General features: G+C 51.0%; 8 protein-coding genes. All 8 read right to left on the bottom strand.

Annotated features, from left to right (window positions below; all coding sequences use genetic code 11):
* Positions 1 to 27: 27 nt before the first annotated feature.
* The 8 genes from ACN0YN_RS21410 to ACN0YN_RS21445 all read right to left on the bottom strand — a co-directional run bounded on the left by ACN0YN_RS21410 (position 28) and on the right by ACN0YN_RS21445 (position 12,576).
* Positions 28 to 5,280 (bottom strand): patatin-like phospholipase family protein, encoded by a 5,253-nt coding sequence (locus tag ACN0YN_RS21410; RefSeq protein ID WP_417387060.1) that lies wholly within the window; start codon positions 5,278 to 5,280, stop codon positions 28 to 30.
* Positions 5,281 to 5,481: 201 nt separating this feature from the next.
* Positions 5,482 to 5,757: a hypothetical protein gene (locus ACN0YN_RS21415; protein WP_417387061.1), complete on the bottom strand. Its 276-nt coding sequence runs from the start codon at positions 5,755 to 5,757 to the stop codon at positions 5,482 to 5,484.
* Positions 5,758 to 5,819: 62 nt separating this feature from the next.
* Positions 5,820 to 7,433, bottom strand: a complete 1,614-nt coding sequence (locus ACN0YN_RS21420) for a sulfatase family protein (protein WP_417387062.1) — start codon at positions 7,431 to 7,433, stop codon at positions 5,820 to 5,822.
* Between the two features lie 134 nt (positions 7,434 to 7,567).
* Complete coding sequence (locus ACN0YN_RS21425) at positions 7,568 to 8,902, bottom strand: 3-keto-disaccharide hydrolase (protein WP_417387063.1); 1,335 nt, start codon at positions 8,900 to 8,902, stop codon at positions 7,568 to 7,570.
* A gap of 78 nt (positions 8,903 to 8,980) precedes the next feature.
* Entirely contained in the window at positions 8,981 to 10,465 is a 1,485-nt protein-coding gene (locus ACN0YN_RS21430; RefSeq protein ID WP_417387064.1) for a Gfo/Idh/MocA family protein, read from the bottom strand.
* 240 nt (positions 10,466 to 10,705) lie between these two features.
* The gene (locus tag ACN0YN_RS21435; RefSeq protein ID WP_417387065.1) at positions 10,706 to 11,317 is read right to left on the bottom strand and encodes a hypothetical protein; all 612 of its coding nucleotides are present in this window, start codon (positions 11,315 to 11,317) and stop codon (positions 10,706 to 10,708) included.
* Between the two features lie 38 nt (positions 11,318 to 11,355).
* Positions 11,356 to 11,694 (bottom strand): EthD family reductase, encoded by a 339-nt coding sequence (locus ACN0YN_RS21440; protein ID WP_417387066.1) that lies wholly within the window; start codon positions 11,692 to 11,694, stop codon positions 11,356 to 11,358.
* Between the two features lie 45 nt (positions 11,695 to 11,739).
* Positions 11,740 to 12,576 carry a phosphoenolpyruvate hydrolase family protein gene (locus ACN0YN_RS21445; protein WP_417387067.1) on the bottom strand — a complete coding sequence of 279 codons (837 nt, stop codon included), beginning with the start codon at positions 12,574 to 12,576 and terminating at the stop codon, positions 11,740 to 11,742.
* Positions 12,577 to 12,587: the final 11 nt, after the last annotated feature.

Genomic DNA, 12,587 nt, shown 5'->3' on the forward strand with positions numbered 1-12,587 from the left:
AAAGGACTATTTTAAAATAATGTTAGTCTAATTACCTTCTTTATGTTTTTGGTAATTCCATGGACTCCAGTCGATATCGAATTCGTCATCATCCTGATTCTTAACCGTATTGACTTTCATGATCAGTTTTCTGGCTTTTACAACTTCATGTAAAAAGAGTGTAACGACAAATTGCTCCTGCTCTTTTTGATGTTGGTCCAGCGAAAGTACTTTATGAAGAAATTCAAGGAACATGACCGTTGCTTCAGAGCCTCGATAGCGAAATACCGCGTCTGCGATCACTGTTGCAGATCTTCTGAGTGCTCTGACATCTTTATACAGTTCATCGGTTGGCTCGATACGGTTAATTCCTTCCAGTTCCATTTTTGACAGTTCTCTGATGGATTTGGAAATGGCGATACAGGCATTAATCAGTTCGAATCGTCCACCGGCCTGAAAGCGATCTTCTCCAACCAGAAGGTCACGGCCATCGCTGACACGCATCGCCTGGCTCTCAATGGAGATATAGCTGTTCGTCAAATCCTTCGAAGAACTTTGTATCAGATTAAAATCATGGCAGGCAATCACATAAGCAGATAATTGAGAGGCATCGGGTCCCTGAGAAAAACTCTTATAGTGGGCCAGGCTGTCCTGATAAAGATTCCAGTTTCCATGAACAACACCATTGACGAAACATTGGACACGAAATCTAAGGTTAGGGTCCGATTCATATAATCTGAGAAAACGTTCTTCATTGATATAATATGAGTTTGAGTCGAGTGGTTTGGCGTTGTCTGAAATCTCCTTTTTCAAGAATAAGCGACGGACTTCATGAGGGTACCAGTCTGGGAGATCAATCGAGGAATTATAGGCGTGAGATGAATTATTCATTGGCAAATGTCTCAGATCATCGCGGCGATCAACGCGTACTTCCCGGCAATCAATCCGGTAGCTTTCGATTAAAGACTCAGTGAGTTCTTCGGTATTGAGAAACTTGCGTGCTGTGTTATTTTTTGCTCTCTCGAGTAAAGAATGATTTGGTACTCCTGCACAGATAACATCACCGATATGTCTTCCCAGGTTGCGATACGCTTCCACCATGGCTTCATCAAAAAACTGATCAGAGGTGGGGTGATCGGGAAAGGATGGGACGGCATGGGCGAATTGTGTCACATCGACGTTTTCATCACCAGTACGTGTCATCTGGACATAGACCAGTAGTCCTTCTCGCACTTCGGTGTTCGATTCAGTTTTCTGTTGAGTTGTCTTTGTGGGGTAGAGGATTCGTCCCATGATAATATGCTGTGCTGTCAAACCATCTGAGCCTCTTTTCAGTCTTTTGATATCCAATGGTTTGTCATCGTCTATATCCAGAATCTCACAGCCATGATCCAGTCTGGCTTTCCGGACTGCTTCACCGAGGACGCTGAATTCCAGGTCCCCGGTATTAATTGAAGAGTCCACGACGATCACAATACGACAACGGCGTCGTAGAAGTTCATCAATCCCGAGAAAGTCGATAAAACCACCATCTGAGATCGAACCTGCTGTCCAGCGTTCCCACCACTCCGGTTCAGATAAATTCTCATCGGGCTTCGTGTCTTGTTTATTAATCGATGTACCATTTTTTTTGCGGGAACTGGATTTCTCCCAATTCGAGACATCTTCGTTCGTCCAGGGACGCGTCCATTCTGCAAGAATATGGTGGGGGGCAGGGCCGATGGTGTTGTTAATCTGATTGATGATACGCTGTCGAGTGCGACGAAATTTTTCTCTCCATTTCGCCGGCCAGGACAGGTTCTTGTGTTGCTTCATTCGGGATGGATTATTGGGATAATTGTTGAAAACCCATTCACCCAAGCGAAGGTTAAAGGCTGTCAGAATCCATCGTAATGCTCCCGTCGCGAGGGCCGTTGGATTCACTGCCGCTCCCGAGATGGTGACTGCATCGTCAACTCCTACATCCTTGAAATCTTCTGTTTTACTGTAACCGATTGCCGGAGAACCAATGTGAAATGGAGAGTAGATATAAGGGTGATGGAAACGCCTGTTTTTATCATAATAAGACTGATTTTCTGGGGAACCATCTATCGGAAGAGGCACACTGAGGCGAATGTCAGCGACGAACAGGTGAACCGCGCCACCAAATTTCACCCCATTGGCAAGTTCATCCATCTGGTATGCTTTTTGATCTGTTTGATTTGTATCAGGTTGCAGGAATTCATCGCGAATTTTACTTCGATAAAAACGATGCATCGGAGACAGTGGGTTCATGGGCAGCAACAGGAACAGGAGGCCGAATACGATCGAACTCACTATAAACAGGTAGCAGCGGTCGGTCTGATCTTGCATCACCACTACGGGAGTGCTGACTCGTCTTGAACGAAGAAAGATGTGTGGATAAAGTCGCTCGAGGAGCAGTCTGTTAAAGTGAACCAGACGCACCAGACCCTGTTGGTCAGGTGTGTTCTTTCTTGTTTTTTTAGAATCGTCTGGATCCCGGTGCCAGAAACTGTCTTTCACAAGTGAAGTGTCTTTGGAGTCCGGCGTGTCGACATAAAACAGTGTTATGCCCTTGGAATTCAGATCGTCTGAAAGTGGCAAGTGCTCGGTAGCAAGTAAAAAATATTGACGTAAAGCCGTTTGTTCTTTTTCGTTATGTAAGGATTTGATTTTTCCCATTTCATCCAGGGCCGTTTCGAAGAGGTACTTTCGTGCTTTCTCCAGGTCAATGGGTTTATCTTTTTCCCGGGCAGCGGAGCGAATCAGGATGACTTCTCCAAGCAATCTGGTCATCTCGACGCTATCCAGCCGCTTTGATAATTCTTTGGCTATTGCCTCCCGCTCTACGCGTAAATCCCGAATTCCGACTTTGAGTGTTGGCGATGCTGGGGTCGACTTTGTTTCATTCTGTTTTTGTGGATCAGCTGATTGGGTAGAAAGATACCCGGTTCTGATCTGACGATGCCGGGTAGAGAACCCCATCGCAATTGCCAGTCTCGCGAAGTTGCCGGTTTTGCCTGAAGTCCAGCCTCTTGAGTTTTCGGGCCAGCCTGCTGCGCCAAACATTTCCTGATTGATCAGCAGGTCCTTTTTAAGATACTCAGAAAGCTGCTTTTCGATACTCTCAGGTTTATTTTCACTGTCACTTACAAGATCTGCGCCTTCGTCTGTCGCAGGTTCGGCGATTGCTGGATCGACTGTATCAGAATCGACTGATTCAGATACGGCTGTTGCGGGAACAGCTTTTACAGGTTCGGGGAAAATTTCAGCTCCCGAATATCCCTCTGATTCACGTTCGTTCCACCATTCTGCGAGATTATTGAAGGCGATATCACTTTCATGAAAATGGGGGTCACGATAAGAAGCATATCCTGAGAAATTCTCCTGGGCAATCGCTCCAAACATGAGGAACGGAATACCTAAAATAACGCCTGTAATTACCAGACGCAGCAGGATTCGTTCTCCAAGTGATGCATCGGGACGCTGACTACGGAGCAGCCTTTTATATTGAGTCAGTGCCAGTGTCGCCAGGAAGACGAAGAGCATCAGCGGTTGTTGAAAGGATTCCTGAGCCATGACAGGCAGACCTGAAGTGTGCATCAAATCATCCAGGAATCCCAGGCTGAGAATTCCATTCGTAATACAAATCACTACACCGGCTGGAATGGTAATGATAGTCAGTCTAAACAGGAACTCGGCAAATTTGCGTATTCCCAGGTAATACCAGACGATCCCCAGGAAGAGTACGACTCCAATTGCACAGACTGTGATTAAATGGAGATCAATGACCTGCAGATCTTTGTAAGTATCATTCCTTTCAAACAGTACTGAATATTCTTGATGGCCGACAAATAAAACCAGATAACTGATCAGTAGGAACAGACCTGCGAAGAGTAGCATGAAAGCAAGCGATCCACCGTTCCAGCCCTGGAACATGCGAGCGCCTTGAAAATTGGGTTTCGTCCTTCTGATATACATTGTGACTAAGGCAATCGCCGAAATGGCACTTCCTATCGGCGCCAGCAGGGTGAGGACTGAAAGAGTACAGGTTTCAAGCCCTGAAACCTGCATCGCTGAGGGCACATACCACGACTTTATCTGGTTTGGAATCAGGAAATGAATTAACAGAGACAGAATCAGGCTGACTGCAGCTAAGGCCACGATTTTCTGATTTCTGGAGAGCCTGGAGTGTATTTGTGAAAAAAGCGGGAGCGCATATCGAAATGGAGGATATTGATTGATTCGACGAAGTATCGGATTATCAAAGAGAAAGTTGGTTCGATATTGTAAATAGATGAAAGTGAACATGCTGGAAAAGAGTAATAAATATTCCCAGTGTGAGGCATTCAGGTTAATCATGTATAACCAGAAAGTGCAGACTGTAAAAATACCAGCGAGGATATTGGTTCTCCTGGATGCGGTCGAACTACGAAGGTCTGCAGCCACTGAAGCGAGTTTGATAATCACCCAGAATATGGCCAGGAGGATGGTTGGTAGAAACGCTGTCTGGACATCCCCGCCCCGTCTCGTGCCGATGGTGAGATAATCCCTTGCAGCAGGGAAATCGAAACAGCGGTAGCAGATTGCAGCAAAGGATGCACAGGCAGCCAGACCGCAGGCAAACATCAGTAAAACTGGCAGGGTAGATAGAATATAACTGGCAGTAAATTCCCAGGGCCGGGCGAGGTATTTTCCACAATCACTGAAGATCAGAAAATCATTTTTATTCAACCAGCCTCGACGGTCAAAGCGTTCTTCTTCGATTAAGTCAGTCGGATTGGTTGATTGATCAGGAGTCGAGGGGGTGGTGAATGCATCCTCAGTCGAGGGGGTAGCGAATGCACCATTTTTATCCAGATCGTGGTAGCTGTCATCCAGTTTCCCGGCTGTTTGATCCTGTTTCGTTACTGATAATTTCTTATTCGCCTCATGTGTGACCTGGGTGGCCAGATAACCTGCTGCATAGCCTCCACCGGATACTGAAGTAATATAATCAAAGTATCTCAATAGACCTTGAGCACGGAGCGACTGTAAAATCCCGAGTGAAAAGGTCGCAGCACGCAGACCACCCCCGGATAATGCCAGCCCGACGAGCGATTTTCTGACTTCCTGTTTGCTCTCATCTTCCTTGGGGGGTGGGTTTGAAAGTGTTGGATCTGGCAGCAATCCTGCATTGATCCGGCGTTGAATGATATGATCCAGTTCTTTGTCAAAGATCTGATCAAACCAGAGAGGTTTATGGAATTGTTTTTGACCATCCGGGTCTGTAGTTCTTCCCTGCCCGACTTTCTCACCCATAGTTCGGCCCAACTGGATGGAGTAAAGAGATCATGAGCAACTGACTGATTTGCTGATTGTACAGGTGTGTCCATCAGTCAGGCAAGTGAAACTGTTAATAATATTACTAGTGTGCGTGATTTCCCTCAAATAAGAGAATATGATCAGTGGTGGAACTGATATCAATTCAGCCCTTCATTCTGAAATATGGCAGATATCAATTCAAAAAACATTGAAGTACGCCAGGCCGGCGATGATCAGGAAGATAATGCCGACGGCCCAGATTGGGGCAAACCAGATGTGTCCGCCTGCTTCAGGATTGATGCTGGGGTTCTCCACCTCATCATTGGTGAACCGCAAAAACAGATCGAACAGCATTGCAGACACAGTCGCAACAATGACCGCCAGTTCGCGGCTGTCACTGAATTTGAGTGAGATGAAAAAACCGGACAGTCCTGCGAAGCCACAAACCAGTGCTTTGAGGTTAAAGACCCACATGAATGATATGCATCCTCTATCTACTGATCAGAGAAGCGCTGGGAGAATTTTAACTGGTGAAATTACTGATTCTGTACTTGCTCCAGAATTGCTGAAAGCCGCTTTACGACCTCGGGATGTTCGTTCCAGACGTTCCTGGTTTCGGAAGGATCCTGTTTGAGGTTGTAGAGTTGCCCCGTCGGTTCTCCTGGTTGCGGTTCGACTTCGCGGGCACGGGTGAAGCCACCCGAACCCCGTTTGGGAACCATCTTCCATGGCCCCTGTCGTACGGAAAAATGTCCCCACAGCGAATGGTGGATCGCGTAATCGCGTAGAGGTTTATCGCTGGTTTTACCGAGCAGGGCGGGCAGAATATTGACACTGTCTTCGCCCGCGCCGGCGGGAAGCTTCTGATCGGTGATTGCGGCACAGGTTGCCAGCAAATCGGTGAGTTCGACGAGTTCATCACTGGTGGAATCAGCGGGAGTATGTCCAGGCCAGCGGACGATGAAGGGGACGCGATGTCCGCCTTCCCAGATGTCAGCTTTCGTGCCTCGCAGGTGCGCATTCCCCTGATGCCCACGGTCTTTGACGTACTGTCCCCGGTGATTGGGTTTGTAATATTTAAGATCATCGGTTTCCTGTGGGATCCACCAGTGATACAGACCGCCGTTATCCGAAGTAAACATGATTAGTGTATTATCGGCAACGCCGGAACGTTTCAGAGCGTCCATGATCGCTCCGACAGTCGCATCCACTTCGAGCACGAAATCTCCATATTCCCCCGCGGCACTTTTGCCTTTGAATTCATCATTGGGGACCAGTGGCAGATGCGGTGCGGTGAGAGGAAAGTACAGAAAGAAGGGATGCTCGGGAGCTTCTTTCCCATGCTGTTCGATGTATTTGACGGCTTCTCCCGTGAGTGTGGGCATCACACTGCGGATCGTAAAATCAGGGGAACGCATGCCCTGATCAACGGACAGAAATTCGGTCTGGATCCGCTCGCTGGGAATCGTGGGCAGGATCACAGGTCGATCGTTCTCGATAAAACAGAACGGAGACATATTCAGCGAAGCTGAGATGCCGAAATACCAGTCGAAGCCATTCGCCAGGGGACCGCCTGTCACGGGTTTTGTGAAATCCACGTCATCGCCGACCCGCGGACGCTGTTTCCGATCCAGGGGGACTGCAGGGACCGGCTGACCGTTTTTGTCTGTCCACTGCATGCCCAGATGCCATTTGCCGACACAGGCAGTGTCGTACCCTGCCTTTTTGAGCAGCGAAGGGACGGTGACCTGGTCCTGTTCGATCAACGGCGGATCAAAGCCGTCGAGTACGCGATATTTCAACCGCGTCCGCCAGCAGTAACGACCGGTCAGAATCCCATAACGCGTCGGCGTGCAGACAGCTGACGGCGTATGCGCGTCAGTGAATTTCATCCCTTCAGCCGCCAGACGATCAATGTGCGGCGTTTTGATTTTTGATTCCGGGTTGTAACAGCTCACATCACCGTAGCCGAGATCATCGGCGAGGATGTAGATGATGTTGGGTTTATTTATTTTTTCAGTTGCAGATGCCTGGGTAGTGAGGCACAGAGTGGTAACCCAGAAAAAGAGCATGAACAGAGTTGAGCGAAGCAGGAAATCCGATATACGGGATCTGGTTTGTAAAGCGAGCGAGTTGTTGGCAGACGGCATGATGTATCCTCGGAGAATCTGTGGTGTAGTGCGTTTATCTCAGTATCAACCAACGGGAGCGCAGGGTCAAGGAAATCGGGCTGTGAATCAGCAGTGACAGTGGATGATGAAATGATACCGGCACTGGGACGTTCTTACTTTAACGGTTTGATAAACAGATTGCGGAACTCGACGGGGTCGTTGTGGTGCTGCAGGGCGATGGGGCCTTGCGCAGGAATTCCCGGGAGCTGTGCGCCTTCGATGACGGTGGTGCCGTTGAGGACCACTGATACGCGATCGCCGCGCATGGTGATCTCGAAGCGGTTCCACTGGCCGAGTGGACGGTCCGCATTCTTGATCGGAATGCACGCGCGGCGGACTTCGGGCGGCATTGTCTTGTCGGTGCGGTAGCCGTTGATTTCGCCGGAGCCGAGGACCTGGCTCCAGATGTTGAGCTGGGCTCGCGTACTGCCACGCAGATAAATGCCACTGTCGCCGGCATCGAGGTGCGGGCGGGTGACGCGTTTGCGGGGATTGTCTGCCTCCATCAGGAAATCGCCGTTAAACAGGACGATGGGGTGTGGCTTCATTTCCGGTTTGGCTGACAGTCGCCAGTCGGCGATCAGGACAAAGTCTTTGAATTCGTCCTTCGTCCAGAGGTCGCGGTCTGCCCGTTTTTTGGACTCGGCCTTGCCGTCGTAGTGGATCTCGCCGTCTTGGGCGACCCAGTGCCCCTTGTGCCCGGGCCGATGGTTCCAGCCGGCAAACGTGAGTCCGTCGAACAGCGACTTAAAGCCTGCGTCAGCCTGAGCGACTTTTTCCGGCAGCGGGTTGCTCGAGGGCTGTTCGCGAATGCGGATGTTGCGGAAATGCACTTCGCTATGTTCTGCCTGCAGGCCGATAAAGCCTTTGACGAGGCTCGTCTGTTTCGCTCGCGTGACCACCTTCCCGTTGACGGACAGTTCCACGGTACCGTCCTTTGATGTGAGCACATACTTGTTCCAGTTCCCCGCTGGTTGGCAGCGTTTTTCGAGGGGACGGGCCCGTGCGGCGGTCCCTTTCTTATCGGGATCGGTCAGCGGCACAAGTGAGGCACTGCGGATTCCAAACAGACTGCCATGATCGTCGTCGAGCAGCTGGGCTTCGATTGCACGGGGATAGGGGGCCCCGATCTGCGGCAGGGCATCGGCGTGGAAGAACAGACCGGAATTGCCGCCCGGTTTCACGTGCAGGCACTCCATTTCCAGCACATAGTTCTCATACATCCGATCGGTGCGCAGAAAACAGCGGGGTTCTCCCGTGCAGACAATCGCGGCGTCCCGCACCTGCCAGGTGTCTGGTGCCCCGTTGACGTTGACCCAGCCGGTGAGATCCCGACCGTTGAACAGCTCCGTTTCAGCAGCCGGTAACGGGGCGTGGCTCAGGCAGAGTGAGACGAAGCACAGGGCCAGCAGTTTCACTCCGGCGTTGATACGTACGTTGCACTTCATGCGTTCCTCGTCCTTTGTTCTTTCTCAAGCCTGGTGGGTGTCAGCAACGGTGAGCGATTGTCTTGATGGCGATCGTCTTTATGTTTGCGGCGGCTTGCCATCGATCCAGGGGCCGGCGAGCTTCTGATATTCGGGTGGGTACATGACGCTGCCCGTGTCGCCCGCGTGCCAGCCCGGCACATGCCGTGGTTTGGCTTCTGCCTTGGACAGTTTCTCCCAGCCGTCCGCCCAGCTGCTGTTACCGTCGCTGACCTGACCGTCGCGATCGACATGGAACACCTTGCCTTCGCGGTAGCTGCGTACGGCCAGGTTGACGAGCATGACGGCGGCGGCGCCCAGTTCCGGATCGTTGTTGACGGACGTGGGTTTACCCGAGCGGATGGCGTCGAGCCAGTTCGCGCAGTGCGTCGATACGATGTCGAGCTCGGTTTGCACTTCAAAGGTCTCGGGTTTGAGACTGCTATTGAGCGTGACCTGTGGTCGTTCGGGAATAAATTCGAACGAACACTTGCCGCTGTTGCCCGAACAGCTCTTGTCGAACAGCAGCAGTCCGTTGTGGCCGCGAATGATGTGATCCAGCTTGCGTTCTTCGCTGACCATGGTACTGCTGACCAGCCCCTGCACCCCTTCGTGGAAGTCGGCGATGATCGAGGCCACGTCGGTGACTTCACGATCATCGTATTCAAAGAAGATCCCGCCGCCACCGACCACGCGGCCGGGCTTGCGGAGTCCGGTGGCTTTCAGCATGCCAGTTACGCGATGCACGAACAGGTCGGAAAACATGCCATAGCCGAAGGCCCAGTAGCAGCGCCATTGTCCGAAGATCTCACGGTCGAAAGGCACGTCGGGATGAAAGCCTTCGTCCACGCCGAGGAAGCGACGGAAATCGACTGTCTGCGGCGTCATTTCTTTGGTGATCAGGTTGTGCCGCGACATGCCGAACTTCCCATTGCGGGCACATTCGGTCTGGAACTGGACGACTTTGCCCAGCAGGCCAGCGTCGATTTTTTCGCGGGCCATGTCCCACACCGGTGCACTGGTCGATTGCACGCCGACCTGCATCACGCGGTCACTGGCTTTCCAGGCAGCGACGACTTCGGCGGCTTCTTCGACAGTGTGCGTCATCGGCTTTTCGCAATAAACGTGCTTACCAGCGGCCAGAGCATCCAGCGTGATTCTGGCGTGCCAGTGATCGGGGGTGCCAATCACGACGGCGTCGATGTCTTTGTCGGCCAGCAGCTCGCGATGATCAACGTGCGTGGTTGGTGTGACGCCGGTCTGTTCCTTGATGTAGTCGACAAAGCGCTGGCGGTGCACCGAGTAGACATCGGCGACGGAAACGAGGTCGATGTTGCGACCCAGTTCACGGAGTTTGACGAGTTTCTTCGTGATGGTATTGAAGCCACGATTCCCGGCACCGATCACGCCGATCCGTAACCGACTGTTCGCGTCGGCTGCGCGTGTCTTTGTGGCTGCGGCCAGCAGACTTGCTGCGGCACCGGTTGTCGCGCTGGTCTTAATGAACTCGCGTCGTGATACGTTCGATTCAGTTGGTTCAGACATGACTCGATTCTCCAAACTACGGGTGAACTGGTTCGTTCTTCATTGAGGAGGATAGATCAATAGAAGCAGGATGTTGATCAGGAATGATATTCATACGTATCAGCAATCGCTGATCTATCTCTTTACTATACGGGGCACGCAAGCGAGAAAGCAACTGAGATTAAATTGGGATGCTGCTTTGGTTTTAAAAAATGCTCGGTTTAAGTGAATGCTGAGAAAATTCTGTTGTCTCAAAGCCGTTTACTCCGAAGGAACGATTTTCTCAGTGAATTTACCTGCCTGGTCGGAGTCGGGTTTTGCCGGTTCTTTGATATTGATTTTAAGAACATTACTCGTGACGATTCCATTTCCCAAATTTCGTTTCAGAGAGATATGATATTCTCCTGGAAGTGACATATCATAGAGTCTGTTGATGGGGATCTTATTAAAGCACCAGGTGAGCATATGATTGGGATGAATCTCAGTTGCACTGAAACTGCCGATATAATTCCCAAATTTCGCCTGTCCATACTTGGTCAAGGGAATCATTGTATTCCAGTTTGGAGTGTTTTTATCGCGAAAATGAACGATGTCCATCTTCAAACAATAGGACTGGTAGCGGTCATAAGTAATGTCAACAGGAATCTGAGATTGGTTTTTCACTCGATATGTCAGCAGGATTGGCTCCCCGATGAGAAAACAGTCTTTTTCGGCTGACAGAGAAGCCTGTACTCCTTTTACATCTGGCCCCCATTCAATCTTGGTTTCAGATTGAACGGGATCAGCTGCTGGCAGTGATGAACTGAAGAGGCAGCTTAGAATCAAAAACGACAGGCTCTGTAAGACAACTAAAGCAGCATCCCTGGCTTGCATTGCAGGCTCCTTAACTGTGAGTAAGATGAGAACAATCTCTAATTACCGGGTATCTTCAACTCAACAGGAATCAACACTTCTTCCTCATCATACATAAACATCACACCACCGGTGGCGAAGTTGGGCACATCGGCGATGGTGGCCTGACCTTCGGGGCTTTCCAGAATCGTCTGCATCGCAGCTGCGGATTCTGCATACAGGCTGACGATCAGGTAATAAGGGGGAGGGCTGCCCGCTTCCGCAGAGAAGCATTTGCCGATGGTCCAGCCGGTGAGACCTTTCATCTGCTTTGCGAGGGGGATGTGTACCTCGTGATAATAGCGATCAAATTCGGCGGGGTCCTGCGGATGTCCGTACATGACGGTTAAGCGATACATGTTGATTTCCTGTTGTCAGGTAGTGAATAAATAAAACGCACCTGGTTATGTTTTTGTGAGAGAAAGTTCACCGAACTGCCGAACCTGTGCGGTCAATGCGATTTCGGTGGGGAGACGCTCCATCGAACTGGCGCCGTAAAAACCATCGATTCCAGGAACGCGGTCAAAGATATACTGGGCATCCTCGGGCATCGCAATCGGACCGCCATGACAGAGCAGCAGCACGTCGTCTCGATCACTTTTAGCGGCATCAACCATCGTACGGATCGACTCGACCGAATCATCAAGCGTCTTGCCTGTTTCCGCACCGATCGATCCGCCTGTCGTCAGTCCCATGTGGGCGACAATGATATCTGCTCCGGCGGCGGTCAGCTGGCGTGCCTGTTCGACGTCGAACGCATAAGGTGTGGTGAGCAGGTCGAGATCGTGGGCGGCGCGAATGCAGTCGATTTCGAGATCGAAGCCCATGCCGGTCTCTTCGAGATTGGCCCGGAACTGTCCGTCGATCAGACCGACGGTGGGGAAATTCTGAATGCCGGCAAAGCCCATCGCGCGCAGTTCCTGCAGGAACAGATCACGCAGCATGAAGGGGTCGGTGCCACAGACTCCTGCGAGGACGGGCGTCTGTTTGACCACGGGCAAGACTTCGCGTCCCAGATCTTTGACAATTTCATTTGCGTTCCCGTAGGGCATTAGTCCCGAAAGTGATCCGCGGCCGGCCATCCGGTAGCGGCCCGAATTGTAGATTACAATCAGATCGATGCCGCCGGCTTCTTCGCATTTCGCGCTTAAGCCCGTCCCCGCGCCGCCACCGATGATCGGTTTGCCTGCTGTGACTTTGGTATGCAACCGCTTCAGAATGTTTTGTCTGGATTCTGGCATAGTGCCTCTCT

Source organism: Gimesia sp. (assembly GCF_048260065.1).
Taxonomy (GTDB): domain Bacteria; phylum Planctomycetota; class Planctomycetia; order Planctomycetales; family Planctomycetaceae; genus Gimesia.